General features: G+C 62.4%; 27 protein-coding genes, 1 tRNA gene and 1 pseudogene. 20 read left to right on the plus strand and 9 right to left on the minus strand.

Annotation, left to right across the window (positions count from 1 at the left end; all coding sequences use genetic code 11):
• From CZ203_RS11365 to CZ203_RS11380, 4 genes are all read left to right on the plus strand, one after another.
• Positions 1-244, plus strand: a 244-nt coding sequence (locus CZ203_RS11365; protein ID WP_143436234.1) for an ATP-binding cassette domain-containing protein, incomplete at its 5' end; no start/stop codon positions are given.
• A 30-nt stretch (positions 245-274) separates the two neighbouring features.
• Positions 275-763 carry a deoxycytidylate deaminase gene (locus tag CZ203_RS11370; RefSeq protein WP_087066251.1) on the plus strand — a complete coding sequence of 163 codons (489 nt, stop codon included), beginning with the start codon at positions 275-277 and terminating at the stop codon, positions 761-763.
• Between the two features lie 129 nt (positions 764-892).
• Complete coding sequence (locus CZ203_RS11375; protein WP_087066778.1) at positions 893-1,441, plus strand: LemA family protein; 549 nt, start codon at positions 893-895, stop codon at positions 1,439-1,441.
• A 19-nt stretch (positions 1,442-1,460) separates the two neighbouring features.
• Positions 1,461-3,191 (plus strand): DUF2207 family protein, encoded by a 1,731-nt coding sequence (locus CZ203_RS11380; RefSeq protein WP_087066252.1) that lies wholly within the window; start codon positions 1,461-1,463, stop codon positions 3,189-3,191.
• Here CZ203_RS11380 and rpsR read toward each other — a convergent pair.
• Genes rpsR through rpsF form a run of 3 tightly spaced genes read right to left on the minus strand, consistent with a single transcriptional unit; the run spans position 3,109 to position 4,250 of the window.
• Entirely contained in the window at positions 3,109-3,414 is a 306-nt protein-coding gene (gene rpsR / locus CZ203_RS11385) for a 30S ribosomal protein S18 (protein WP_087066253.1), read from the minus strand. The genes CZ203_RS11380 and rpsR overlap by 83 nt on opposite strands.
• A gap of 35 nt (positions 3,415-3,449) precedes the next feature.
• Positions 3,450-3,941 carry a single-stranded DNA-binding protein gene (locus CZ203_RS11390; protein WP_087066254.1) on the minus strand — a complete coding sequence of 164 codons (492 nt, stop codon included), beginning with the start codon at positions 3,939-3,941 and terminating at the stop codon, positions 3,450-3,452.
• A gap of 15 nt (positions 3,942-3,956) precedes the next feature.
• The gene (gene rpsF / locus CZ203_RS11395; RefSeq protein WP_087066255.1) at positions 3,957-4,250 is read right to left on the minus strand and encodes a 30S ribosomal protein S6; all 294 of its coding nucleotides are present in this window, start codon (positions 4,248-4,250) and stop codon (positions 3,957-3,959) included.
• Between the two features lie 213 nt (positions 4,251-4,463).
• On the opposite strand from rpsF, the gene CZ203_RS11400 reads away from it, so the two are divergent.
• Positions 4,464-4,539: transfer RNA gene (locus CZ203_RS11400), tRNA-Thr, on the plus strand.
• Between the two features lie 118 nt (positions 4,540-4,657).
• Here the strand turns inward: CZ203_RS11400 and CZ203_RS11405 are convergent.
• Positions 4,658-6,664: a sigma-54-dependent Fis family transcriptional regulator gene (locus CZ203_RS11405; RefSeq protein ID WP_087066256.1), complete on the minus strand. Its 2,007-nt coding sequence runs from the start codon at positions 6,662-6,664 to the stop codon at positions 4,658-4,660.
• A gap of 303 nt (positions 6,665-6,967) precedes the next feature.
• Between CZ203_RS11405 and CZ203_RS11410 the strand changes: the two genes are divergently transcribed.
• From CZ203_RS11410 to CZ203_RS11475, 14 genes are all read left to right on the plus strand, one after another.
• Positions 6,968-8,164, plus strand: coding sequence for a CaiB/BaiF CoA transferase family protein (locus CZ203_RS11410; protein WP_087066257.1), 1,197 nt, complete (start codon positions 6,968-6,970; stop codon positions 8,162-8,164).
• Between the two features lie 11 nt (positions 8,165-8,175).
• Complete coding sequence (locus tag CZ203_RS11415; RefSeq protein WP_087066258.1) at positions 8,176-9,081, plus strand: CoA transferase subunit A; 906 nt, start codon at positions 8,176-8,178, stop codon at positions 9,079-9,081.
• Positions 9,078-9,881 (plus strand): hypothetical protein, encoded by an 804-nt coding sequence (locus CZ203_RS11420; RefSeq protein WP_087066259.1) that lies wholly within the window; start codon positions 9,078-9,080, stop codon positions 9,879-9,881. Before CZ203_RS11415 ends, CZ203_RS11420 begins: the two co-directional genes overlap by 4 nt.
• 32 nt (positions 9,882-9,913) lie before the next feature.
• Entirely contained in the window at positions 9,914-11,410 is a 1,497-nt protein-coding gene (locus CZ203_RS11425) for a sugar ABC transporter ATP-binding protein (protein WP_087066260.1), read from the plus strand.
• Positions 11,403-12,368, plus strand: coding sequence for an ABC transporter permease (locus CZ203_RS11430; RefSeq protein ID WP_087066261.1), 966 nt, complete (start codon positions 11,403-11,405; stop codon positions 12,366-12,368). Before CZ203_RS11425 ends, CZ203_RS11430 begins: the two co-directional genes overlap by 8 nt.
• A gap of 32 nt (positions 12,369-12,400) precedes the next feature.
• Positions 12,401-13,306, plus strand: coding sequence for a CoA transferase subunit A (locus CZ203_RS11435; protein ID WP_087066262.1), 906 nt, complete (start codon positions 12,401-12,403; stop codon positions 13,304-13,306).
• Positions 13,293-14,120, plus strand: a complete 828-nt coding sequence (locus CZ203_RS11440; protein ID WP_087066263.1) for a hypothetical protein — start codon at positions 13,293-13,295, stop codon at positions 14,118-14,120. The genes CZ203_RS11435 and CZ203_RS11440 overlap by 14 nt, the downstream gene beginning before the upstream one ends.
• A gap of 36 nt (positions 14,121-14,156) precedes the next feature.
• The gene (locus CZ203_RS11445) at positions 14,157-15,119 is read left to right on the plus strand and encodes a substrate-binding domain-containing protein (RefSeq protein WP_087066264.1); all 963 of its coding nucleotides are present in this window, start codon (positions 14,157-14,159) and stop codon (positions 15,117-15,119) included.
• Positions 15,120-15,148: 29 nt separating this feature from the next.
• Positions 15,149-15,568: a cupin domain-containing protein gene (locus CZ203_RS11450; protein ID WP_159456493.1), complete on the plus strand. Its 420-nt coding sequence runs from the start codon at positions 15,149-15,151 to the stop codon at positions 15,566-15,568.
• A gap of 22 nt (positions 15,569-15,590) precedes the next feature.
• Entirely contained in the window at positions 15,591-16,709 is a 1,119-nt protein-coding gene (locus tag CZ203_RS11455) for an iron-containing alcohol dehydrogenase (protein WP_087066266.1), read from the plus strand.
• Between the two features lie 223 nt (positions 16,710-16,932).
• Positions 16,933-18,327 (plus strand): MATE family efflux transporter, encoded by a 1,395-nt coding sequence (locus CZ203_RS11460; protein WP_087066267.1) that lies wholly within the window; start codon positions 16,933-16,935, stop codon positions 18,325-18,327.
• A 3-nt stretch (positions 18,328-18,330) separates the two neighbouring features.
• The gene (locus CZ203_RS11465; protein ID WP_087066268.1) at positions 18,331-18,783 is read left to right on the plus strand and encodes a pyridoxamine 5'-phosphate oxidase family protein; all 453 of its coding nucleotides are present in this window, start codon (positions 18,331-18,333) and stop codon (positions 18,781-18,783) included.
• 109 nt (positions 18,784-18,892) lie between these two features.
• Complete coding sequence (locus CZ203_RS11470) at positions 18,893-19,714, plus strand: MBL fold metallo-hydrolase (protein WP_087066269.1); 822 nt, start codon at positions 18,893-18,895, stop codon at positions 19,712-19,714.
• Positions 19,715-20,067: 353 nt separating this feature from the next.
• Positions 20,068-20,394, plus strand: coding sequence for a helix-turn-helix domain-containing protein (locus tag CZ203_RS11475; RefSeq protein WP_087066270.1), 327 nt, complete (start codon positions 20,068-20,070; stop codon positions 20,392-20,394).
• Between the two features lie 72 nt (positions 20,395-20,466).
• On the opposite strand, the gene CZ203_RS15530 is transcribed toward CZ203_RS11475, so the two are convergent.
• Positions 20,467-21,069, minus strand: coding sequence for a CAP domain-containing protein (locus CZ203_RS15530; protein WP_087066780.1), 603 nt, complete (start codon positions 21,067-21,069; stop codon positions 20,467-20,469).
• Between the two features lie 57 nt (positions 21,070-21,126).
• On the minus strand, positions 21,127-22,395 hold the full coding sequence (locus CZ203_RS11485) for a glycosyl hydrolase family 18 protein (RefSeq protein ID WP_087066271.1): 1,269 nt from the start codon (positions 22,393-22,395) through the stop codon (positions 21,127-21,129).
• A gap of 219 nt (positions 22,396-22,614) precedes the next feature.
• Here CZ203_RS11485 and CZ203_RS11490 point away from each other — a divergent pair, with 219 nt between their 5' ends.
• Complete coding sequence (locus tag CZ203_RS11490; protein WP_087066272.1) at positions 22,615-23,397, plus strand: hypothetical protein; 783 nt, start codon at positions 22,615-22,617, stop codon at positions 23,395-23,397.
• A gap of 142 nt (positions 23,398-23,539) precedes the next feature.
• Here CZ203_RS11490 and CZ203_RS11495 read toward each other — a convergent pair whose 3' ends face one another.
• The 3 genes and pseudogenes from CZ203_RS11495 to CZ203_RS11505 all read right to left on the minus strand — a co-directional run.
• Complete coding sequence (locus tag CZ203_RS11495; protein WP_087066273.1) at positions 23,540-23,944, minus strand: secondary thiamine-phosphate synthase enzyme YjbQ; 405 nt, start codon at positions 23,942-23,944, stop codon at positions 23,540-23,542.
• A 9-nt stretch (positions 23,945-23,953) separates the two neighbouring features.
• The gene (locus tag CZ203_RS11500) at positions 23,954-24,517 is read right to left on the minus strand and encodes a hydrolase (RefSeq protein ID WP_087066274.1); all 564 of its coding nucleotides are present in this window, start codon (positions 24,515-24,517) and stop codon (positions 23,954-23,956) included.
• A pseudogene (locus tag CZ203_RS11505) lies at positions 24,514-24,934 on the minus strand (CCA tRNA nucleotidyltransferase); the annotation flags it as partial. The gene CZ203_RS11500 and the pseudogene CZ203_RS11505, both read right to left, overlap by 4 nt.

Here is a 24,934-nt window from a genome sequence, read left to right on the forward strand (position 1 = left end):
CGCGTTGTCCGGCGGGCAGCAGCAGCGCGTCGCCATCGCGCGGGCGGTGTGCGGCAGCCCGCGCCTGCTGCTGGCGGACGAGCCGACCGGCAACCTCGACCCGCGCGCGTCCGCGGAGGTCATGGGGCTGTTCGACGAGCTGCATGCGGCGGGGCACACGATCATACTCATCACGCACGACGGCGCGGTGGCGCGGCGTGCGGAGCGCACCGCCGCCATCGAGGACGGGCGGCTCATACAGTAGGGGACATTCGACAGGACGGAGGCCATTAGGATGACAAGACGGGACAAGACGAACTACTACCTGGACATGGCGCAGGTGGCGCTGGAACGCAGCACCTGCCTGCGGCGCGCCTTCGGGGCGGTCATCGTCAAAAACGACGTGATCGTTTCCACCGGGTACAACGGCGCGCCGCGCGGGCGCGCCAACTGCATTGATATCGGCTCCTGTATCCGGGAAAAGATGAAAATCCCGCGCGGCGAGCGGTATGAGTTCTGCCGCTCGGTGCACGCGGAGGCGAACGCCATCATCGCCGCGCCCCGCGAGCAGATGCTCGGCGCGACGCTGTACCTCGTCGGCCGCGACATGTCGACGGGCGAGATCATGGGCGACGCGAACTCCTGCCCCATGTGCAAGCGGCAGATCATCAACGCGGGCATTGAAAAGGTGATCATCCGCCGCACGCGGGATACATATGACGAAATCGCCGTGCAGGACTGGGTCGATTACGACGAAATCCTCGACGGGCAGACCGGGTATTGAGCCGCCCCCAAACAGGGGCGGGGCAAAGGCGTTTCATGGGAAGGCGCGCGGCGGGAAGCATCCACAGCCTGTGGATACCCGTCTGCGCGCATGGCACAGCCGCCCGCGGGCGGCGGAAAGGGAACCTTTATGATTATTGGGATTATCATCGTCGCCCTCATCGTCATTGTTGTGGCGTGGGTGGTTTCGACCCAGCGCGGGCTGGTGCACACGGACGAGCTGTGCGGCAACGCCCTCAGCCAGATCGGCGTGCAGCAGGCGTCCCGCTGGGACGCGCTCACCGCGCTGGCGCAGCTTACGAAAAACTATTCCGAGCACGAGTATAAGGCGCTGATGGACACGGTCGGCGCGCGCCGACCGATCGACGCGCACAGCAAGGCCGCCGAGGTCGACCGGCAGGAAAACATGATCACCGAGGCGTTTACGCACCTGATGGCGGTCGCGGAGGCCTATCCGGACCTCAAGGCGCAGCAGGTCTACAAGCAGACGATGGACAGCGTCAACCAGTACGAAAACAACGTACGCCGCAGCCGCATGGTGTATAACGACACCGTCACCAAGTTTAACCGTATGGTGCGCCAGATCCCCGGCTGCTTCCTGGCGGGGCCGCTCGGCTTCTCCGTGCGCGAATACCTGGAAACCGAAAAGGGCAAAACCGACATGCCTTCCATGGCGTAAGGCCGGAAAGGGAAACTGGATGAAAAAGAAGGTTGCCGCAGGGCTGCTCTGCGCCCTGCTCCTCTGTGTGCTCGCGCCGCTGACCGCGTCGGCCGAATCGGTCGACAGCCTGACGGTCGACGTGCAGCTCGACGCGGACGGCGCGGCGCACATCACCGAGACCTGGGAGATCGACGCGACGCAGGGCACGGAATGGTACTTAAATAAGGAAAACATGGGCGATATGGAGGTCACGGGCTTCTCCGTGACCGATGAGACCGGCGCGCAGTATGTCAACGAGGGCGAATGGGACGTCGACCGCTCCCGCGACCAGAAGGCCGGGAAATGCGGCGTCGTCACCAAGCCGGACGGGTATGAACTGTGCTGGGGGCTGGGCAAATATGGCCAGCGTACCTATACAGCCAGCTATACGATGACGAATTTTGTCAAAGCGTATACGGATTATGACGGTTTTAACGTCCGTTTCCTGAACGACCAGATGTCGAGCGCGCCCGCCAAGGTGGACGTGACCATCCGCGCGCCGCAGGAACTCGCAGAAGGGCAGGCGGCCGTGTGGGCGTTCGGCTTTGCGGGCGAGATTTACGTGGAGGACGGCGTGGTGCACGCCTGGTCGGACGGGGCGCTTTCCCCCTCCAACCATGTCACGGTCATGGTGCGCTTTGACAAAGGCATCTTCACCCCCACAAGCACGCGCGACGAGCCTTTCTCCACGCTGGAGGACCAAGCGCTCGCGGGCAGCGACTACACCCCGGAGAACGACGCGCCCGCGGCGGATAACACGCACACCTCCGGCCGCGTGCCCCACATCGGGTTGTTCTCCTTTGCGGGCTTCACGATGATCCCGTTCTTGTTTGTCATCGTGTTTGTATTCATTATTATCTCCGCGGTGCGCGCCTCCGGCAAAAGCGGGGGCAGGATTTCCGGGCTGGGCAGCGTTTCCGGGCTGGACGATGTTTCCGCCCCCGATTACTGCCGCGACATCCCGTGCGGCGGCAGCCTGCCCGCGGCGTATGCCCTGCTGGAGGCCGCCGGCCAGCCCGGTTCGGACGGCGCGGTAATGGGCGCGTTCCTGCTGCGCTGGACGTACCGGCGGCTCGTACGCATCGAGGAGACCGAGAAGAAGGGCTTCCTCGGTATCGGCGCGGGCGTACAGCCTTCCATCGTGTTCCTGGGGGATGCGTCCGGGCTGTCGGGTGCGGAGCTTGAACTGTACGAAATGATGCGGGAAGCAAGCGGCAGCGACGGCATCCTGCAGGAAAAAGAGTTTTACAAGTGGTCGCAGCGGCACTATACCAAGGTCGAAGGCTGGCTTTCCGCCATCAAGGGGGAGGGGCGCGGCGTCCTCCGGGGGATGGGCGCGGTCGAGACCGTGCCGGTCAAGCGCTTTTTCGGCCTGATCGACAGCACGGAGGACCGCTTCACCGAGACCGGCCGTGCGCTGGCGCGCGATGTGCTCGGGTTTAAAAAGTACCTCAAGGATTTCACCATTATCAACGAGCGGCAGGCCGTCGAGGTCGAGCTGTGGGACGATTACCTGGTATTCGCCACGCTGTTCGGCATTGCCGACCAGGTCGCCAAGGAGTTTAAGGAGCTGTACCCGAAGCACTTTGAGCAGCCGGATATGGGTTACGGCACAAACCGTGACATCTTCTGGACGATGGTGATGATCAACAATATGTCGCGCGCGGCAGCCCGCGGTGCGGAAGCCGGGCGCAGCGCCGCGGAGTCGCGCTCCAGCGGCGGCNCTTGATCGCCTCGGTCAGCTGGCGCTGATGCTTGGCGCAGGTGCCGGTCATACGGCGGGGCAGGATCTTGCCGCGCTCGGACATGTAGCGCTTGAGCTTTGCGGAATCCTTGTAGTCGATAGAGTCGACCTTGTCAACGCAGAAGCTGCAAACCTTTCTGCGGCGACGGCCGCCGCCACGGCGATCGTTACGCTCCGGGCGGGGGGTATATTCCTTTTTCTCTTCCATTGCCTAGAAACCTCCTTCTTATCGGTATTTCGTGGTTAAAACGGGACGTCGCTTTCGTCGTCGTCCGCAAGCTCCGCAAAATCGGAACCGCCGGACGGCAGGTCAAAGCTGGGCGCGGGCATCTGGGAACCGCCGTAGCTGGGCTCGGGACGGAGCTGTGAGCCGCCGTCAAAAGAGCCGCCGCCGGACTGGTAGTTCTCGCGGGACTTCTTGGTCTCGCCGAAGGATACCTCGTCGCAGTTGATCTCGACTGAAACGCGTTTGTTGCCGCTTTTGTCTTCCCAGTTACGGGACTGGATCCGGCCGACCACAATGGCCAGCATGCCCTTGGTGAACCACTGCTGCACGAACTCGGCCGTACGGTTCCAGGCGACGCAGTCGATAAAATCGGTCTGGCGTTCGCCGTTGGGACCCTTGCGGTCGCGGTCGATTGCGAGCGTGAAGGAACAGACGGGCATATTGGACTGGGTGTGGCGCAGCTCGGGGTCGCGCGTGAGGCGGCCCATCAGAATTGCCTTATTCAGCATTTCGTTACACCAGCCTTAGTCTCTGGAAATGATCAGGGAACGCATGATGCCGTCGGTGATCTTGTAGATACGGTCCAGTTCAGCCGGGAACTCCGGCTTGGACTCAAACTGGATCAGGGTGTAGTAACCCTCGTTCAGGTCGTCGATCGCATAAGCGAAGCGACGCTTGCCCCAGTCATCGACCGTTTCGATCGTACCGTTGGCCTCGATGAGCGCCTTGAACTTGTCCACGACGGAAGCAACCGCTTCCTCACCGAGCGTGGGGTTGACAATGAAGATTGTCTCGTACTTGCCTGTGATTTTTGCCATGTTAGCACCTCCTTTTGGACTTTGGCCCATGCCCCTGGCATGAGCAAGGATACTTTTCTATTATATAGGAAAGCGTCCAAAAGTCAAGCGCAAATTAAAAATAATTTTTTGAAAATACGAAAAAGGAATTGACGAACCGGGAACCATATGATAAAATATCAGAGTCGCTGGAAGTTGTTGAATAACTTTTCCCGCGGCGGGCAAAGCCCACTTGCTAATGTGGCTCAGTTGGTAGAGCAGCGCATTCGTAATGCGCAGGTCGTCGGTTCGAGTCCGACCATTAGCTCCAAGAAAACCCGTTATCCCGTATGGGATAACGGGTTTTTGGCGTTTATACGCAAAATAACACGCAATAATAGGATGGAACCGGAGAAAAGGGGCTGCTTTGGCAGCCCCTTTTCCGTTCCCTAGCGCCCCTCCTTGTGCTTTCGGATGCCGTCGCAATCGATCTGGTATTTGTGCAGCTTGCGGTACAGGGTGCGCCGGCTGATGCCGAGGCGGCTGGCCGCCTCCTTGACGTTGCCGCCGCAGGACAAGAGGAAGTTTTGGATCACCTCTTTTTCCGCCAAATCCACCGGGCTGACCTGCGCCGGGGCGGCCTGCGGCAGGCTTGCGGGCGCGTGGACGGCTTCCACCCCGGTGCTTTTCAGGAGGTTGAAGGGCAAAAACTCGTCTGTGATCTCTGCGCCCTTGGTCAGCAGGCAGGCGCGCTCGATGGTGTTCTCGAGTTCGCGGATGTTGCCCGGCCAGTGGTACTGCAGGAAAAGCTGCTTGACATACGCCGAGACCCCGGCGATCGGCTGCTTGCTGGGTTGCTGGTATTTGCGGATAAAGTAGTCGGCCAGCAGCAGCACGTCGTCCCCGCGCTCGCGCAGCGGCGGGATGCGGAAGGTCAGCACGTTGAGGCGGTAATAAAGGTCGCGGCGGAAGGTCTTGTCCTGGATCGCCTGCTCCAGGTTGACGTTGGTGGCGGCGATGATCCGGATGTTGAGCGGGACGGGCTTGGTGCCGCCGATCCGCGTGACCTCCTTCGTCTGCAGGATGCGCAGCAGGTGGATTTGCACCTCGTAGGGCATATCCCCGATTTCGTCCAGGAAGATCGTGCCGTTGTTCGCCAGCTCGAACTTGCCCGCGCTGCCCGCGCGCTTTGCGCCGGTGAACGCGCCCGCCTCGTAGCCAAATAGTTCGCTTTCGATCAGGCTGCGCGGGATGGCGCCGCAGTTGACCGCGATGAACGGCCCGCCGGAAAAGGCGCTGCTGTTGTGGATGGACTGGGCAAACAGCTCCTTGCCGGTGCCGCTTTCGCCGATCAGCAGCACGTTGGAGCTGTTTGTCGAGGCTGCGCGGGCGTTTTCCTTGGCCGCCGTGATAACGGGCGACCGGCCAATGATATCGTCAAAGGTGAAATACGCGCTGGAGCCGATATACTTGTTTACCAGGTTGTGCACGCGTTCCGCCTCGCGGAACACGAACAGGAACGAGTTGTCCGTGGACTGCCGCACCGTGTGGATGGTCACAAAAAAGTTTTCCGTGCGGTAACGCGTGCGCAGCGGCTGCTCCATGTCGTAAATGGATGCATTCAGGGAAGAAAAGTCCATGTTGCCCACAAAGTCGTGGATCGGGCGGTTGATGATCTCTTCCTCGCTAAACCCCAGCGTCTTTTGCGCGGCCAGGTTGGTATCAATAATCGTATGCGCGCTATCCACCAGGAAGACGCCCTGGTCGAACGTGTCCAGGATGGTCTGGAGCTGGTTTTTGGTGGCCGCGAGCTGGGTGTTGATCTTGCGCAGCGTGAGCTGTTCCTCGATGGCGCGGCTGGCCGCGGTGATCATGCCGAGGGTGTGCAGGTGCACCTTGTCCGGGGGGCCGGACATCGAGAGCGCGCCGGCCAGCTCGCCGTCGGGCAGGATGATCGGCGCGCCCGTGCCGGTGACGGGATACGGCTCGCGGCGGAAGTGCTCGTTCGTCGTGAGCTGGATCGGCTTGCGGATGGCAAGCGGCGTGCCGATGCCGTTGGTGCCGAATTTGCTTTCGCTCCGGCAGGAGCCCTCGACCAGCGGGTTGTCCTTGCGGCTGTACTCGGCGAGGAAATGCGGGTCGCCAATCAGCTTGAGGATATAGCCCTCGCTGTCGGACAGCATGATGGAGAAATCCGAACCCTCCACGACCTTATAGAGGATCTCCATAAAGGGGACGGCGACCTCGAGCAGTTCCGCATTGTGCGCGCGGCGCGCTTGGAGCGCCTCCGGGGCCAGGATTTCGCGCATCGGGACGTCCGGGGCGATGTGGTTTGCGATACAGCGTGCCCAGGAGTCGTACACCTCCGCCGGGAAAACCGTCAGGTCGCGGACGCCCCGCTCAAAAAAGCCGCGCCGGGCCTGTTCGTCTTTCGTCAATTGCTCTTGTGGGCACATGATGGCTCCTTTATCACATGGGTGGACACAGATTATTTATATTCTATAGCGATATGCTACAAAAATCAAGCATTGGCGGCATGGAAAAGTGTGACATGTGACAAAGGTGGCGATGGCACATGTCACATGTGCCGCAGGTGGCACATACGGCGCCCGGAACGCTGCGGCACATACGGCTGTATGGCGGCGGGAACCGCTGGTTTTGCGCCGGTTTTAAAATTTTTCCGGCGATCCGCGGGTTTGGCACGCGAATTGCTCTATATCCAGGTATCACGGCAAAACAAAAATGTGAGGTGCATTTGAATGGAACCGATGCTCAAAGGGCTTAAGGTGCTCGACCTTTCCCGATATATATCCGGGCCGTTTGCCGGCATGCTGCTCGGCGACCTGGGCGCTGACGTGATCAAGGTGGAGAAGGCGGGGCGGGGCGACGACACCCGGGGCTTTGTCCCCAAGATCAACGGCGAAAGCGTGTATACCTTTGCAGTCAACCGCAGCAAACGCAGCGTGGAGGTGAACTTCCGTACAGAGGCCGGGCAGGCGCTGCTGCTCGACCTGGTGCGGGAGGCCGATGTACTGATTGAAAATTTCCGCCCCGGCACCATGGAAAAGATGGGCTGCGGCTGGGATGTGCTGCACAAGGCGAACCCCCGCCTGATCATGGTTTCGATCTCCGGTTTCGGCGCGGACGGCCCCTACCGGGACAAGCCGGGGTTTGACGCGGCGATCCAGGCGATGAGCGGCCTGATGTCGGTCACGGGCGACCCGGACGGCGCGCCGATGACGCACGGCGTTTTCACGGTCGACCACGTCACGGCGATTTACGCGGCGCTCGCCATCCTCGCAGCGTACATTGCACGGGAGCGGACGGGGGAAGGGCAGCTCATTGAGCTGTCGCTCCTCGAGTGCGCAGCCACGCTGCTGCTGTGCGGCATCCCGAACCAGGCGGTGCTGGGGGAAACGGCGCAGCGCGTGGGCAACCAGGACCGTTACCTGTCCCCGGGCAACTGCTACAGGACGGCGGACGGTGGCTATATCCTGCTGATCGCCGGCAGCCAGCCGCACTTCACCCTGCTGTGCGAGGCGATGGGGCAGCCGGGGCTGCTGGAGGACGCGCGGTTTGCCACACAGGCTGCGCGGTTCGAGCACCGGGATGAGATCGACGCGGCCGTCGGCGCATGGATGCTGCGGCACAGCACGGACGAGGCGCAGCGCATCCTGGATGCGCACGGGCTGGTGTCCTCGCGGGTTGAGGATTTGGCCGACGTGGTGAAAAACCCTCAGCTGCACCACCGCAAGAAGCTGCTGGAGCTGCAGCACCCGGTCATGGGCAAGGTCATGATGATGGGCATGCCATACCGCTTTTCCGGGCAGGAATGGCGGCCGGAGCGCCCCTGCCCCGTGCTTGGGCAGCATAACCGCGAGGTGCTGCAGGAATGGCTGGGGTTAGACGAAGAACAGGTTGAGCGGCTCCGGCAGGAGCGCGCCATTACGGCATAGGAGGTGTACAAATGGCGGAAAGGACGTCCAAGCTATGCAGCCTGCGGCAGGCGGCGGATTTGATCCGCGACGGCGACCGGGTCGCGTTCGGCGGTTTCGCGATCTACCAGAAGCCCATGGCGCTGGTGCATGAGATCATCCGGGCGGGGAAAAAGGGGTTGACGGTGGTCGGCTCGGTCAATTCGGTCGACGTGGATATGCTGGCGGGCGCGGGATGCGTGCGCACGGTCGAGACCTCTTACGTAGGGCTTGAAAAGTTCGGGCTGGCGATGAATTACCGGCGGGCGGTGCAGGACGGCACGGTTGCGGCCGTGCATTACCCGGAGATCCTGGCCTGGGACCGGTTCCGCGCGGATGCGGAGGGGCTGGAGTTCTGGCCGGCCGCCTACCTGGGCGGCTCGGATATCGTAAACCTCAACCCGGCCATCCGGCGGTTTGAAAACCCGATGAACGGCAAGCCCATGTACGCCATCCCGGCGGCCGCCCCCGATGTCGCGGTGGTGCACGTCCCGGCAGCGGACATTTACGGCAATGTGCGCATCCAGCCGCGGCACCTGCTGCCGCAAAGCATGGATATCGCCGTTTCCCGGGCGACGCGCAACGTCATTGTCACCGCGGAGCGCATCATCCCCACGGCGGAAATCCGGGAGGATCCGCACCTGAATGTGATACCGGCCTTCCGCGTCAGGGCGGTGGTGCATGCCCCGTATGGCTCCCACCCCACGCCGGTGCTCAGCGTCATGCGCATGGATGACGCGTTTTTCCGGGAATATGCGGAGGCTTCCGCCACGCCGGGGCGCTTTGGGGCGTTCCTCGACCGGTATGTGCGGGGCGTGGACGGCCATGAGGGCTATCTGGATGCCGTTGGCCGGGCGCGGCTGGACGCGCTCGAAGAGGGGACGGGGGGCGGAAAATGAACTATACCATGGAAGAGCTGCTGGCCGCCGCGCTGGCGCATACCATCGCAGACGGCGAGGTCGGCTTTACCGGCCTGGCGACGGGCAAGGCGGCCGCGGCCTATAACACCAACATCCCGCTGCTCGGCATGGGGCTGGCCAAGCGTACCCACGCGCCGAACCTCACGGTGCTGCTGTGCGGCTGGTCGCACAACCCCGACCTGTCGCAGCTCAAGGCGATGCCGGAATGCGAGTTCGCAAACGAATTGCTGAATCTGCCGTGCGAAGCGCAGATGCAGGATTACCCCGGCACCTGGGCGTACAAGGCGGGCGATATCGATTTCGCGTTCGGCACGGGCGTGCAGGTCGACCGGGAAGGCAACCTGAACTGCACCTGCATCGGCGACCCCGCGCACCCCAAGGTGCAGCTTGTGGGACCTATTTTCCTGCCCGAGCATTTCGCGGTGTTTGGCCGGGAATACATCATGATGCCGCACCATGAAAGGCGGAATTTCGTCGGGCGTGTCGACCATATCTCCGGGGTGGGCTATCCCGGCGGCACGGAAGGCCGCCGCAGGCTTGGGCTGCCGGGCGGCGGGCCGAAATACATCTTTACCCCCAGATGCATCTTCGCATTTGACGGGGCGGGCAGCCTGTATGTGAAATCCATACACCCCGGGGTCACGCCGCAGGAACTGGAGGAAAACACCGGGTTTGACCTCGGGGACCTGTCCGGCGTCCCGGCGACCGCGGAGCCGACCGCCGAAGAGCTCCGGATTTTGCGCGAGGAGGTCGATCCGAACGGGATATTGCGGCTGTAACATCGCAGGAAACTTGAAGGAGGTTACGAGAATTGCAGGAAGATTATATTGTCCAAATGCGGGGCATCCGGAAGCAGTTCCCCGGCGTGCTGGCGCTCGACGGGGTCGACCTGTCCATCCGCCGCAACCAGATCCATGCGATCGTGGGGGAAAACGGCGCGGGCAAATCGACCCTGATGAAGGTGCTGAGCGGCATATACGCCAAGGACGCGGGGGAAATCCTCTTTGACGGCAAGCCCGTGGTGTTCCGCAGCGCAATGGACGCGCGGAACGCCGGGATCGGCCTGGTGCACCAGGAGCCGCAGGTCGTGCCGACGGTTTCCATCGCGGAAAACATCTGCCTTGGCCAGCTCCCGCACCACAAGCTGTTTGTCGACCGCAGGACGCTGCTCGAGGAGAGCGCGCGGGTGTGCGGCTACGTCGGCATCACAAAGCCGGTGACGATGCCCGCGGGGCGGCTGAGCATGGGCGAACAGCAGCTGCTCCAGTTCGCGCGGGCGCTCTATTACAAATCCAGGCTGATTATCATGGACGAGCCGACCTCCTCCCTGACCGAGCATGAAAAGGAGCATATCTTCGGCATCGTGCGCAAGCTGCAGGGCGAAGGGGTCACGTTTGTGTACATCACGCACCGTATGGAGGAGCTGTTCGAGCTGTGCGACGAGGCCACGGTGCTCAAGGACGGCGCGCTTGTCACCACGGTCAAGATCAGCGAGATTGACAAGAAGGGGCTGGTGAACCTGATGGTCGGCCGCGAGGTCGGCCTGAACTTCCCGCCCAAAGCGGAAGCGGCGGGGCGCGAGGTCCTGCGTGTGGAAAACCTGACGAAGGCCGGTCTGTTCCACGACGTCAGCTTTTGCGTGCATGCGGGCGAGGTCGTCGGCTTCGGCGGGCTGATCGGCGCGGGGCGAACGGAAATCATGGACGCGGTATTCGGCATGAACCCCGCGGATTCCGGCAAGGTCTTTATGAACGGCAAGGAGGTTGTGGTCAAATCCCCCAAGGAGGCGATTGCGGCAAAGATCGCCTACGTCACCGAGGACCGGCACAGCGGCATGGTGATGCACGCCTCGATCCGCGAGAATATGACGCTTGCGTCGCTAAAGACGTTTGTCCGGCACCTGTTTATCAACGAGGGGACGCGGACGCAGACCGCGGAGAAATTCCGCAAGCGGCTGGCGATCAAGGCGCCGGGGCTGTCCACGCCGGTGGACAACCTGAGCGGCGGCAACCAGCAAAAGGTCGTATTTGCCAAGTGGCTGATGCAGGATGCGGACCTGTATATTTTCGACGAGCCGACCCGCGGCGTGGACGTGGGCGCAAAGGAGGAAATCTATAAGCTCATCCGGGAACTGACGAACGCGGGCAAGGCGGCGGTGGTCATCTCCTCCGAACTGCCCGAGCTGATCGGCATGAGCGACCGCATCCTGGTCGTCCACAACGGGGCGATAACCGGTGAACTGCCCTATCAGGAGGCTACGGAAAACATCATTATTCAGTATGCAACAGGAGTGATGAAAAATGGATAACAACGCATGCCTGCACGAAGGCGCGGCCGCCAAGGCCAAACGCTTCTTTAGTTTCAAGACAAACGATAAGCTTGGCATTTTGATCGCCCTGCTGCTTCTCGTCATCGTTTCGTCCATCCTTTCGCCGTCTTTTTTAAACGCGAATAATTTGCTGAACATCCTGCGGCAGAACGCCATGCTCGGCATTGTCCTGCTCGGTATGACGCTCGTCATCATCGGCGGCGGCATCGACCTTTCGGTCGGCTCGACGGTTGCGGTCTGCGGCCTTGTCGCGGGCTACTGCATGCACCTGCCCTTCCCCATCATTTTTGTGGCGGTGCTGGCAACCGGCCTGGCGGCGGGCGTGGTCAACGGGTACCTGATCGCCTACCAGAAGATGGAGCCGTTCATCGCGACGCTCAGTTCGCAGATCGCGCTGCGCGGCCTGTGCCTGTTCCTGACGGGCGGCACCTATATTTCGAGCGTCAAGTCCTTCAGCTGGCTGAACGGCAAGATCGGTATCGTTTCCGTGCCGGCCATCCTGCTCGTCGTGATGTTCGTGGTGTTTGACGCCCTTGCGGTCAAGACGGTTTTCGGGCGCAACGTGTTTGCCATCGGCGGCGGCGAGGTCGCGGCCAAGCTGTCCGGCATCAAAACGCGCAAGGTCAAGATGATGACCTATGTCATCAGCGGCGGCCTGTGCGCGCTCGCGGCGCTCATCAACGTCGCGCGCCTTTCCACCGCGGAGCCGCTCGCAGCCTCCGCGCTGGAGGTCGACGCGATCGCGGCGGCGCTGGTCGGCGGCAACAGCCTGCTAGGCGGGCGCGGCTCCATCTCGGGCGCGTTCCTCGGCCTGTTGGTATTCGCCGTGCTGGCAAACCTGTTTAACCTGATCGGCCTCGGCGCGTCCGAGCAGCAGATTTTCAAGGGCATCATTATTGTCATCGCGGTACTGATCAGCCAGCGCCAGAAGCGCTGACCGCCGCGCGGAAAGGAGTGCAAATAACCGATATGAACGCGCAAATGGGAAAGCGTACCGTAAAACTGAAAAGCGTCCGGGACGCGGTTGCACAGATCGCCCCGGGCAGTGAAATCGCGATCGGCGGCTCGTACAACCGCCGCCACCCGATGGCGCTGGTGCACGAGCTGATCCGGCAGCAAAAGGGCGGCCTGGTGCTGAAGGGCTGGAACAACGGCATCGATTATGACCTGCTGATTGCCGCAGGGCTGGTGCGCGAGGCGCATTCCTCCTATGTGGGCATGGCAAACCTCGGGCTGGCAAAGAATTTCCGCCGCGCCTGCGAAACGGGCGGCATCCGCTATGTCGACCATACGGAGACCACCGCGCAGGAGCGCTTCCTCGCGGCGAGCAAGGGGCTGACCTTCGCGCTGTCCAAGGTGCCGCTGCACACCGACCTGATGCGGCAGGCGGAATACCAGGCCGAAATCCGCTGCCCGTTCACCGGGGAGCGCTATGCTGCCCTGGAGGCATGGACGCCGGATTACGCGCTGATCCACGCGAGCCGCGCCGACCGGTATGGCAACATCCAGTTCGATGCCGTGCGCATGATGGAAAACGAGCCGGATATCTTTATCGCAAAAAGCGCGAAAAAGCTGATCGTAACGGTAGAGGAGATCGTGGATACCACGGTAGTCATGGAAAGCAAGTTCCAGACCCTGCTGCCGGGCTTCCTCGTCGACAGCGTGTGCCTGGCGCCGCAGGGCGCGCATCCCAATTCCTGCGACGCAAGATATGATTTTGACCTCGCGCACGGCGCATATTACCAGGGCTGCTGCACAACCGACGAGGGCAGCCGCGCCTATATCCGGGAGTTCATCCTGGACACGCCCGATTTTGAAGGCTACCTGCAGAAGGTTGCGCGCCAGAAGGAGGGGAAACCGTATGGATGCCAATAGCTATACCCTGGAAGAACTGCTGGCGGCCGAGATGTCGCGGCACATCCGGCCGGACGACCTGTGCGGCTTCATCGGCACCGGCACCGGCGGCAAGGCCTATATCCGCGCGGTCGGCATCCCGGCTGTCGCGGCGAGGCTGGCGCAGCTCCGGCAGTCCCCGGACTTCATCATGTGCCTTGGCTCGGTGGTGGATATGGAACTGGACGGGGACAGCATCCCGGAGACGAATTTTGAACCGGACGTGCTGGCCTGGCCGGGGCGCTCGCAGCTCCCGTCCTATGACGTACTGAACTTTTTCATGCGGGGGCGCGTGAGCATCGGTTTCATCTCCGCGCCGCAGGTCGACCGCTTCGGGCACACGAACCTGGTTCGCATCGGGGAGGGGGGCGCCATCCGCGCGCGCTTCCCGGGCTGCCTGGCACAGGGCGAGATCATGGCGATGGCCGGGCGCACGTTCGGCGTGTTCCAGCACGACCGCCGCACCTTTGTCGAGCGGGTGGACTTTGCCTCCGCCGCGGGGCGCAATTCCAGGGGCGGCCTGCCGGGCGGCGGCCTGTCGCTGGTATTCACGCAATACGGCGTTATGGATTTTACGGACGGCGGCGAGATGAAGGTCAGGAGCATCCATCCGGGCTGCACAAGGCGGCAGATCGCGGAGAATACCGGCTTTGACATCCTGATCCCGGAGGACGTGCCGGAAACGCAGCCGCCCTCCGCGGAAGACCTTCGCCTGATCCGCACACGGATTGACCCCAAACGGAAATTCCTCAACGCAGTGATCACCGGCGCGCCGGCGACGCTGCTGGACGAATAAAAATTATTTACCGACATCGAAAAGGAGAGGATTCTAATGAAAAAGCGGTTTGCACTGATCCTGGCGGGCATGATGGCGTTTTCGGCACTGGCGGGCTGCTCCGGCGGCGGGGATGGCGGCGGCGCTGCGGACGGCGGCGGGGATAAGGTCGTCATCGGCTTTTCCCAGGATAAGAACGACATCGACTGGACGCAGAGCATGAAGGAGGACATCCAGGCCGCCTGCGAGGCAAACGGCGTGGAGTGCACGATCACGGACGCGAACGGCAGCGGCGAAAAGGCGGCCTCCGACATCGAGGACCTGATCACGCTCGGGGTGGACGCGATCATTATCCAGACCTACCATGCGGACACGATCGCCAACGCCGCGCAGGACGCGATGGACGCGGGAATCCCGGTCATCGCGCTGTCCAGCGAGATCCCGGGCGTCAACGTGACCTCCCTTATCACGGTCGACGCGGTTGAGACCGGCAGGATGATGGGTGAATTCGTTGAAAAGCAGTTTCCGGACGGCGCGAACATCGTGCAGCTCACGGGCAAGGAGGGCTCGCTTGTCAACGTCAACCGCGGCGTGGGCTTCCACGACGTGATCGATGCAAACGATAAATTCACCATGCTGGCCGAACTGTCCTGCAATTACGAGCGCAGCAAGGCGCTGACCGCGATGGAAGACCAGCTCCAGGCGCACGGGGACAAGATCCAGGTGGTTTACTGCCATAACGACGACATGGCGCTCGGCGCGATCCAGGCGATCGAGGCGATGGGCTACAAGGCGGACATCAACGACGGCATCTGCGTGGTTTCCGCAGCGGACGGCATGATCCCCGAGGTGCTCGACAATGTGGAAGCGGGCAAAATGGTTTCTGGCTACTTCCCGACCTTCGGCGCGGAAGGCGTGGACACCGCGCTGCGCGCAATCCGCGGCGAAGAGGTGGAGAAGCAGATTATCGTGCCCTCCGCGGTCATTACCAAGGCAAACGTGGACGATTACAGGCGCTGAACACATGCGCGAAAAGGAGCTATATGAAGATGGGCTTGGCGATTCATGAGCGGGACGGGCAGCGCAAGGAGATGGGCGGCCGCAGCGTATACTGGCTGCAGACGCCCCAGCAGACCGGCGGGCATTACAGTTCCGTGTGCACCGTAGTTTACGACCCGGGCGCGCGGGCAAAGCCCGCGCATGCGCACGACAACGGGGAGGAAACCATTTTCGTCCTGTCGGGTACGGGCAAGGTCAAGGTCGGCGCGGACGTGTTCGGCCTGGAACCCGGCGTTTCGGTGCTGTTCCCGCAGGGGGTGCCGCACATGGTGTGGAACACCGGCGATATCCCGCTGCACATTGTCTGCTTTTACGGGCCGGCGCCGGCCGCGATCGAGTATACCTATTACGAGGACTTCGACTTTGACGAATTCCTGGGGCAGGGGGACGGGGACGGCCCGCAGCCCTAGATGCGCTTGGAGGGCATACATCATGAACATATTTGCGCTTCCCCCAAGGGTGATCGGTGTGGAATCCGTCGCGGAAGCGGCGCAGGTGCTCGGGCTGGGCGCGCGTGACCTGCTCCTGACGAACGAATACATCTATGACCTGTATTTCAAGGACAAGGGCATCGCCTGCCTGACGCTGTTCCAGGAGGAATATGGCTTCGGGGAGCCGACCGACGCCATGGTCGACGGCATCCTGGCCGGGCTGGGGCAGCTTGCGTTCGACCGGATCATCGCCGTCGGCGGCGGGACGATCCTCGACATCGCAAAGCTCCTCGCGGTGGCGGACGGCGCGCGCAGCGTGGAGGCGCTCTACGGCAATGCGCGCGCGCTCAAAAAGACGCACACGCTCGTCGCGATCCCGACGACCTGCGGCACCGGCGCGGAGGTCACGAACATCGCCGTGGTCAACCGCACGCGGCTGCACACCAAGGACGGGCTGGTCTCGCCGGAACTGTATGCGGACTGCGCCGTGCTGGTGCCGGAGCTGCTGGACAGCCTGCCATACAAGGTGTTCGCCACCACGTCTATGGACGCGCTGATCCACGCCGCAGAAGCTTACCTGTCCCCGCAGGCGTCCCCGCTGTCCGATATGTTTGCCGAAAAGGCGCTGCAGCTTATCCTGCGCGGGTACCGGCTGGTGGCGGGCCGGGCGGCGGACGTCTGGAAGGACTATGCGCCCGATTTCCTGACGGCGTCCAACATTGCCGGGGCGGCGTTCAGCAACGCGGGCTGCGCCGCCGTGCACGCCCTGGGCTATCCGCTGGGCAGCCGGTTCCACATCCCCCACGGCGAGGCAAACCAGGTGCTTTTTGCGCCGGTGCTGCGCAAGTACGAGGAAAAATGCCCGCAGGGCAAGCTGTTTGCACTCAAAATGCTACTGGCAAACCTGCTGGACTGCCGTATGGCGGATGCGTTTGAGCGCCTGTTTGAGCTGATGGACGGCGTGCTCGTGCGCAAGGCGATGCACAATTACGGCGTAACGGAGCAGGACATCGGGGCGTTCGTCCCCAGCGTGCTGGAAAGCCAGCAGCGCCTGCTGCGCAACAACTACACGGAACTGACGGAAAAGGACATGCTTGCAATTTACCGCAGCGCGTTTTAGCCAAATCCCGCGGCGCGTCCCAATTTTATGCCGATTGATCCGTCCCCACGGATTAATCAGATACCTTCCTTTCTCTCTTCTTCCCCCTCTCACGGGCTCCCGGCGCTGCCGGGAGCCTTTTCCATGCCCCGCACCGGGCGGCCACACGGTTAGGCGTGAAAAACCGGGAAAATTGTGATATAATATCTCATTCAACATTTTATCTATCATGGGAGGTATTTACATGGGACAACCGCAAACCGCGCCGAACCCGCTCGGCGTGAAACCCATCGGCGGGCTGCTGCGGCAGTTTGCCATCCCCAGCGTGATCGCCATGCTGGTTTCCGCGCTCTATAACCTGGTCGACCAGATCTTCATCGGCCACGGCGTGGGCGTGCTGGGTAACGCCGCGACAAACGTCGCCTTTCCGCTGACCACCATCTGCATTGCGACCGCCCTGCTCCTCGGTACCGGCGGCGCGGCCAATTTCAGCCTGGCGCTCGGGTCGGGAAACCAGAAACGCGCCGCGCGCATGGCGGGCAGCGCGATCGCGCTGATGATTGCGTCCGGCGTCGTCATCTGCATCCTTGTGCGCATCTTCCTGAAGCCGCTGATCCTGTGCTTCGGCGCGACGGCCGAGGTGCTGCCCTACGCGATGACGTACACGGGCATCACGGCGCTCGGCATCCCGTTCCTCATCCTGTCCTCGGGCATGTCGAACCTGATCCGCGCGGACGGCAGCCCGCATTACTCCATGGGCTGTATGCTGGTCGGCGCGGTGATCAATACGATCCTCGACCCGGTGCTCATTTTTGGGTTCGGCATGGGCATGGCCGGCGCGGCGCTCGCGACCATCATCGGCCAGATCGTTTCCGGCCTGGCCGCGCTGTATTATGCGCGCCACTTCAAGACCATCCGCCTGACCCGCGCCTGCTTCCGCCCCAAGCCCGTCTACGCGGCCAATATCGCGGCGCTCGGCATGGCGGGGTGCGTCAACCAGCTCGCGATGCTGTGCGTGCAGATCGCCCTCAACAACACGCTGACCTATTACGGCGCGCAGTCGGTATACGGCGCGGAAATCCCGCTGGCCTGCGCGGGCATCATCATCAAGGTCAATATGATTTCATTCTCCTTTGTCCTCGGCATCGCGCAGGCGAGCCAGCCGATCATCGGCTTCAACTACGGCGCAAAGCAGTATGGGCGCGTGCGGCAGACCTATAAGCTGGCCGTCACGGCGGCGACCGTGATCTCGTGTGTGGCGTTCGTATGCTTCCAGCTCTTCCCGCGGCAGATCATCAGCGCCTTCGGCTCGGGTACGGAGGAGTATTTCCTGTTTGCCGAGCGCTTTTTCCGCATCTTCCTGTTCTTTACGTTCCTGAACGGCATCCAGCCCGTGACGGCGAACTTCTTCACCTCGATCGGCAAGGCCACGCGCGGCGTGCTGCTCTCGCTGACGCGCCAGATCCTGTTCCTGCTGCCGCTCATCCTGCTGCTGCCGCGCGTGTTCGGCGGCGTGGACGGCGTCATGTACGCAGGGCCGGTCGCGGATTTCGCCGCTTTCGCGCTGGCGGCCGTGCTGGTATTCTTTGAGATGAAAACGCTGAAAAAGCAGGAGGCCGCGCCCCTGCGGGAGGGCTGAACGATGAAAATGACAGAGGAAGCCGTCTCCGCCCTGCTGGCGGGGGCGCCCGTGGCGTACCTTTCCACGGTAGACGCGGACGGCGCGCCCTACACCGTGCCCGTGCATTTTGCCTGCGCAGGCGGCAAGGTGTATATCCATGGCAAGGCCGCGGGACGCAAACTGGACAACCTTGCGCGCGACCCGCGCGTGTGCCTCACGGTCAGCGAGATGCAGGGGCTGCTCCTGGCGGACAAGCCGGACCCGTGCCGCACCAATACCGCCTTCCGCAGCGTGGTGATCCGGGGCGAGGCGGCTGTCCTGACCGACCTGCCCCGCAAGCTTGCCGCGCTGCGCGCGGTTGCGGACAAATATACGCCGCAGCTGAAAAGCATGCCGATCCCGCCCGCGGCCGCGGAAAGGACGGCGGTCATTGAAATTACTATCCGTGATATTACAGGAAAATATTACGGATAGCCGTTCCTGCGGGAACGTGGCGAAGGATGCGGGAAGTGGCGGTTTTGCGTCAAATGCAATTACGATATGTAATATACAGCAGATATAAAACAAATAGGAGGGGTTTCCAATGAAATTGACGGTTTTAGTGGAGAATACGCCGGGCGGGAAGCCGCTCGATATCCGGCATGGGCTGTCGCTCTACCTGGAAACCGGCGCGCGGCGCGTACTGTTCGACGCGGGGCCGGACGACGCTTTCCTGCGCAATGCGCATGCGCTCGGTGTGGACATCGCGTCGGTCGATACCTTCGTGCTGTCGCATGGGCATTACGACCACGGCGGCGGGCTGCCCGCGTTCCTGCAAGCCAACCAAAAGGCCAAGGTATATGCCCGGCCGGGCGCGTTCGACCCGCACTGGAACCGTGCCGTCGACCCGCCGCGCATGAACGGGCTGGACGCCGCGCTCGCGGATTGCGGGCGGGTGGTGCCCTGTGGGGACGGCTACAGCCTTGGCGACGGGCTGACGCTGCTGTCCGACGTGCCGCAAAACCCCTTCCCACCCTCGGCGAACGCCACGCTTTGCACGGGGGAGCCGGGCGCGCTGGCCGCCGACCCGTTTACGCATGAGCAGAGCCTGCTCGTGCAGGAAGGGGGGCGCGCCATGCTGGTCGCGGGCTGCGCCCACCGCGGGATCGTGCCGATTATACAGGCCGCCACCGCGCGCCTCGGCCGCGCGCCGGACGCAGTGGTCGGCGGGTTCCACCTGTATAACCCGACGCTGCGGCGCACCGAACCGGAAGCGCTCGTCACACAGGTCGCGCAGGCGCTGGCCGGGCGTGGCTGCCGGTATTATACCTGCCACTGCACCGGGGAGCAGGCTTATGGCACGCTGCGCCGCACGCTCCTCGGCCAGATTTCCTATCTGCATACGGGCGACTGCCTGACGCTGTAGGGCGGCAAAAAAAGTTGCCGCACAGCTCTCCGGCCGGGCGCACCGCCGCCTGTAACCGGGCGGCAAGTGCTTGCCCAATGCGCGTTGCCGCGCAAAATCCTTATATGAAAAAACAGGGCCGCACGGCGTTTGCCGTGCGGCTTTTTGCGCGCCTGTTTTTTCGTCCCCTCCCGGTATCCTGGTCGCCTTGTTCCGTATGAAGATGCAGGCCTGTGTATATTTGTCGAATTTTTGCCGCTTATGTGCAAAATGCACATTTCTTACTTCAAAAAAAGCAGTAGGTTTCTTTTTATTTTCGTGTAACCCGATTAAACTATTAAAGTGGAAGATGTAATATAGAAGCAGGTGGCACAATGGGCATTGATTACAGGGTTATCGGCCAACGGATCAAGCAACGTCGAAAATCCATCCGCAAAACGCAGGATAATCTTGCGGAAGCGCTTTCGGTGTCTGTCGGGTACATTAGCCAGATCGAGCGTGGGGTTACCCGCCCGAATCTGGACACGCTTGCCCGCATTGCAGGCTTTTTGGGTTGCGACCTTGCAGAGCTTGTCACGGGTGTAATGACCGCACAGGACGGCTATTTGCAGGGGGAGCTTCAAAAGGTCTGTGTCGATATGACCGATGCGCAGCGCAGTATGCTGCTCGAAATCGCGCAGGTAATCGTCGAGAAAAGCTGACAAAAGGGAGCGCCCCGGCTACAAAAGGCCGGGGCGTTCCCCTTTTTGGTCTTGCGGTAAGTACAGGGGACGTTAGCCGATAAACAGCTGCGTCCAGTACGCGGTGCCGTTGGAGCCGGTGACGTAGCCGACGCCGATCGAGGTGAACTGGCTGCCCAGGATATTCGCGCGGTGGCCGGAGGAGTTCATCCAGGAGGAAACGACCTCCGCCGGGGTCTTCTGCCCCATGGCGATGTTTTCGCCCGCCGTGCGGTAATTGACGCCCGCCTCGGTCAGCGCCGTAAACGCGGAACCGCCGTTCGGGCGGGTGTGGGAGAAGCTGCGCTGCAGCTCGCCCGCGNGGCAATCCTGCGGCTTGTTCATCGTATTGCAAAGACGATCGAGCGCCTGACGGATGGAGTCCAGCGGCAGGCTGCCGCCCTGCGAACCGATCACGATCGTGTTCAGGCCGGGCTTCAGCTGCGGCATGCCCTGCGGCAGGCAGGCTGCGCCTGCGGTCACCGTGCCGGCAAGCGCCGCGCACGCGGTCATCACTGCAAGTCGTTTCATCTTCTTCATCATTTTCACTCTCCTTGTCGAATGCGGTGGAAAAAGCAGCATTTGCGTTTTTCCCTTTCGATTTCCAAGTCTACCACCATCCATACGCGCCGGGCAATGGAAATGCCCGGCCGTCATGGCAATACAAGCCAAAAAGGAGGCCGAAACACCAGTTTCGGCCTCCTTTACCGGAAGTTACATGCGTTTTTCGATGTTGTACAGGGAACTTAGCACGAGGAAGAGCTGTGGGAAATACCGCATAATCGTCCAGATGCTGACGCCATGCAGGCCTTCCGACGCCGCAAGCGCCAGCTTGGCGCGCACGCTGCGCGCGTCCTCAAACCAGACGTTGTGCGCCAGGCGGTCCTGCCAGAAGGAGAAATGTGGCGACTGCGCCGTCCAGTCGTATTCGATCGCCGCGTTCTTCTGGATGGCTAGCTGCACGGCCTCGGCATTGCCCAGGCTGCGCGCGACGGGCTGGCCGGCCGTCCACTCGTACCCATAGTTCGGGACGCCCATCATGATCTTATCGGCCGGGATTTCGGTTTTCGCGTATTGCACCACCTCGCGCACCTTGTCGAGCGGCGCGACCGCGCGGGGCGCGCTGCGGGAGTAGCCCCACTCGTACGTCATCAGGCGCACCTGGTCGGCGGCCTCCCCGAGCGCGCGGTAATCATGCGCTTCGTAGAGGAGGCCGGGCTGCGTGGCCGAGGTTTTGGGCGCGAGCGCGGCGGACACCAGGAACCCCAGCGGGTTGAGCCGGCCGGCGGCGCGGCGCACAAAGGCGGTGAACGCCTCCCGGTCCTCGGGCGGGATGTACTCGAAATCGATATCCAGCCCTTCGTAGCCCTTGGCGTGCATGGTGCGCGCCAGGTTTTCAAGCAGCGTGGCCTGCGCCGCGTCGTTTTGGAGCAGCGCGTGCGCGCGTGCGCTGGAAAACGAGCCGTCCTCGCCGATGGTCGTCAGCACGAGCAGCGGCGCGACGCCGTAGTCGCGCGCAAGCTGTACCAGCTCGGTGTCCTGCTGCCCGAGCAGGCCGCCTTCGGGCGTGAAGCCGTAGGCGAAGACCGAAAGCCAGGTCAGGTACGGCAGGGTGCGGCGCAGCACGGTGCGGTCGATGCCGGGATAGGCGTAGCCGTTCACCGCGAGCGTGCCCTCCTTCGGCTGTTCGAGCGACAGGATGAGCACCTGCCCCGGCGCAATCAGCGGCAGGCCGTTCAGCTCCGGGTTGAGCTGGTAGAGCGCGGTGACCGTCGTGCCGTGCCGGGCGGCGATGGAGCCGAGCGTGTCCCCCTGCTCCACAATATGGTATTGCCGCGGGTAGCGGATTACCAGCGCCTGCCCCACCGCCAGGCGGCTGGGGTCGGACAGGCCGTTGTCCGAAATGATCCGTTCCATTGGGACTTTGTACAGGTGGGCGATCGAATATACGCTTTCGCCCGGCTGTACCACATGAATTGTCATAAAGATACCACCTCCTTTCCAGCATATGCAGGGGGAGGCGGGAGGGTATCCGTCATAAACCGCAAAACAGGTTGACAAATGTAAAAAATATACTATGATAGTCATATCAGGGAATCTCATCCGGCGTAAGCAATGCACGCCCTGACGGCAGCAAGGCAGTTGATTTGTTGTGTGATGAAAACGCAAGCCCGATGGGGCTGCTGAGGGGAGGGTTTCACAATGGGGATTTTTGGAGGCACAAAACGCATATGCGCAGCCGTTTGCCTGCTGGCCGCCTGCATCGCAATCGTGCTGCTGGTGCGTTTGCGCGCGACGGATGCGCCGGGCTTTTTTATCTGGCAGGAGGGGTACATTGCCTGTGGGCAGGGCGATAGGGTCGTCCTGCCGTTTACCTATTATTATACCGGCACCGACCGCACGCTGGAAGGCGTGGACGCCGTATCTTTCCCGGATGGGGCGGTTGCCGTCGAAAGTTTCCAAATCTCCCGGATGGAGTTGGGGCAGCGCGTGCCATACCGCGCCTTTTTGCTGACCCTGACGTTGCGCCCCGCCGAGCGGGGCAGCTTCACGGAACGCGCCCTGGCCATCCGGTATCAGGACGGTAGCACAAAAAACCTGCCGATCGGCTCTCAGGTTTTTGACGTCGGGCAGCCGGAGGACGGCCGGCGGCTGGTTGACGTATACCGCGGCCCCGCGGCCTCAACGGATTCCATGGGATTTGTCTACGATTATGCGGTTTCAGACCCGTCCGCCAAGCTTACCGCCCTCAAGGTGTGGCCGGATATCTCCCTGCAGTCCGCGGCGGGCTTGCCGCTGGCGGGGGCGGTCGCACTGGAGGGGGGCGCGCCCGTAAAGTATATCCAGGCGAAGCTCGCCGTATCGTGCAACGGCGTGCAGTACCCCTATTATGGCAAGGGGTATTGGTGCGGCGCGCTGTCCCTGGATGCAGACGGCATCCGTCGTTCCAGGGACTATGCCGCGCAGCATGCGGGAGGGGAGTAACCGCCGGGAAAGGCGGCCTGCCCCTCTGGGAAACCGGGCATGCGGGATCCGGCTGCGGGTGACGGCGGCGCGCGGCATAATGCAGTTTGCGGGGATAAAGGAAGGGACGGCGTATCGCCGTCCCTTCCTTTATCCCCGCGCCTTAATCCGGGTCGCGCATGATTTTGATAAAATACCGCCGGCTCCGCGGGCCGTCAAACTCGCAGAAATAGATCCCCTGCCAGGTGCCGAGGATGGGCTGGCCGTCCTCGATCAGGATGGTCTGCGCCGGGTTCATGGCCGAGGATTTGAGGTGCGCGTGGGAATTGCCCTCCGCGTGCCGGAACACATGGCGGTCGGGGAAGGCCTCGCGCAGGCCGAGCAGCATATCGTGCTGCACGTCGGGGTCGGCGTTTTCGTTGATGGTGATACCCGCCGTGGTGTGCGGGCAATACACGGTGCACAGCCCGCTGCGCACGCCGCTTTCGCGGATGCATTGCCGCACCGTGGACGTGATGTCGTACATGCCCTCCGGGGCGGTCTTTAGGAAAAATTCCTGTGTCCTCATAACTTCCTCCTATTCCCCGCGGTTCTCGTGCAGGTAGGTCGCCTCCAGGTCGGACAGGTGCAGCTTGACCGCGAGCGGGTATTTTTCATAGGCGTTTGCAATCGCGAACGAGCCGGCCTTGGCGCTGTCGTCAAAGCCGCCCATGTGCCAGCGGATGGCGACGGCCTCCTCGGTCTTAAGGCGCATAAAGCGTTCGATCAGGTAGACCGACTTTTCGCCGTGCCCGTAGGGGAACTGGTCGTCCACGGCGTAATACGGCACCTTTTCCCACTCGCCGTTGGCGTTCTTCGCGTTGCGGTAGGATACGGTGTAGTACCCGGCCTTGCACAGGTCGTGCAGCAGGGAAACGATCGTGAAGCTCTCGAGGTCGTCTGCGGACGGGTCGTAATGCTTGGCGACCAGCACGTTATAGACGTTCACCGAGTGCTGGAGCAGCCCGCCCTCGTACGCGGCATGGAACCGGGTGGATGCCGGGGCGGTGAAAAAGTCGGTGCCCTCCATCCACTCGAGCAGCTTATCCGCGCCGCGGCGGGTGATATTTTTTTGGTAAATGTCAAGAAAGGTCTGTTTCATGGCCTGTTATCCTCATTTCCGTCGCGCATCTGCCGCGCCAGCGCCAGCAGGTGCTCTTTCTGGTTGTCGCCCGGGGATTCCAGCACATGCCGCAGTAGCGCGTGCAGCGTTTCGCCCACCTGCGGGCCGCGCAGGCCAAGCGCCTTCAGGTCGTGGCCGTTGACGGCGAGCTGGCGCAGGGTGAAGCAATGCCGCTCCGCCAGCACCTGTTCGAGCAGCGCCTGCGTTTCCCACAGCTCCGCGATGTGCTCCCGGTGCGTGCCCTGGCCGACGCAATCGGCCTTTTTGAGCATCAGGAGCTGCCGCACCGGCATTTCGCCCAGGCGGTGCAGGCGGCGGCGCAGCCGCGCCGGGTCGGGGCCGAGCGGGCGGTCATGGTATTCGACCAGCCGGACGACCGCCGCGCGCGTCGCATGG

The sequence above is a fragment of the Intestinibacillus massiliensis genome (genome assembly GCF_900155735.1).
In the GTDB taxonomy this organism is placed as follows: Bacteria; Bacillota; Clostridia; order Oscillospirales; family Butyricicoccaceae; genus Intestinibacillus; species Intestinibacillus massiliensis.

Coding starts and splice junctions, on each gene's coding strand:
- CZ203_RS11410 (WP_087066257.1), top strand. CDS start 6,968: ATGGAACCGATGCTCAAAGGGCTTAAGGTGCTCGACCTTTCCCGATAT.
- CZ203_RS11465 (WP_087066268.1), top strand. CDS start 18,331: ATGAAAATGACAGAGGAAGCCGTCTCCGCCCTGCTGGCGGGGGCGCCC.
- CZ203_RS11420 (WP_087066259.1), top strand. CDS start 9,078: ATGAACTATACCATGGAAGAGCTGCTGGCCGCCGCGCTGGCGCATACC.
- CZ203_RS11440 (WP_087066263.1), top strand. CDS start 13,293: ATGGATGCCAATAGCTATACCCTGGAAGAACTGCTGGCGGCCGAGATG.
- CZ203_RS11500 (WP_087066274.1), bottom strand. CDS start 24,517: ATGAAACAGACCTTTCTTGACATTTACCAAAAAAATATCACCCGCCGC.
- CZ203_RS11470 (WP_087066269.1), top strand. CDS start 18,893: ATGAAATTGACGGTTTTAGTGGAGAATACGCCGGGCGGGAAGCCGCTC.
- CZ203_RS11450 (WP_159456493.1), top strand. CDS start 15,149: ATGGGCTTGGCGATTCATGAGCGGGACGGGCAGCGCAAGGAGATGGGC.
- CZ203_RS11435 (WP_087066262.1), top strand. CDS start 12,401: ATGAACGCGCAAATGGGAAAGCGTACCGTAAAACTGAAAAGCGTCCGG.
- CZ203_RS11460 (WP_087066267.1), top strand. CDS start 16,933: ATGGGACAACCGCAAACCGCGCCGAACCCGCTCGGCGTGAAACCCATC.
- CZ203_RS11375 (WP_087066778.1), top strand. CDS start 893: ATGATTATTGGGATTATCATCGTCGCCCTCATCGTCATTGTTGTGGCG.
- rpsF (WP_087066255.1), bottom strand. CDS start 4,250: ATGGCAAAAATCACAGGCAAGTACGAGACAATCTTCATTGTCAACCCC.
- CZ203_RS11475 (WP_087066270.1), top strand. CDS start 20,068: ATGGGCATTGATTACAGGGTTATCGGCCAACGGATCAAGCAACGTCGA.
- CZ203_RS11430 (WP_087066261.1), top strand. CDS start 11,403: ATGGATAACAACGCATGCCTGCACGAAGGCGCGGCCGCCAAGGCCAAA.
- CZ203_RS11495 (WP_087066273.1), bottom strand. CDS start 23,944: ATGAGGACACAGGAATTTTTCCTAAAGACCGCCCCGGAGGGCATGTAC.
- CZ203_RS11405 (WP_087066256.1), bottom strand. CDS start 6,664: ATGTGCCCACAAGAGCAATTGACGAAAGACGAACAGGCCCGGCGCGGC.
- CZ203_RS11415 (WP_087066258.1), top strand. CDS start 8,176: ATGGCGGAAAGGACGTCCAAGCTATGCAGCCTGCGGCAGGCGGCGGAT.
- CZ203_RS11390 (WP_087066254.1), bottom strand. CDS start 3,941: ATGCTGAATAAGGCAATTCTGATGGGCCGCCTCACGCGCGACCCCGAG.
- CZ203_RS11490 (WP_087066272.1), top strand. CDS start 22,615: ATGGGGATTTTTGGAGGCACAAAACGCATATGCGCAGCCGTTTGCCTG.
- CZ203_RS11370 (WP_087066251.1), top strand. CDS start 275: ATGACAAGACGGGACAAGACGAACTACTACCTGGACATGGCGCAGGTG.
- CZ203_RS11455 (WP_087066266.1), top strand. CDS start 15,591: ATGAACATATTTGCGCTTCCCCCAAGGGTGATCGGTGTGGAATCCGTC.
- CZ203_RS11485 (WP_087066271.1), bottom strand. CDS start 22,395: ATGACAATTCATGTGGTACAGCCGGGCGAAAGCGTATATTCGATCGCC.
- CZ203_RS11445 (WP_087066264.1), top strand. CDS start 14,157: ATGAAAAAGCGGTTTGCACTGATCCTGGCGGGCATGATGGCGTTTTCG.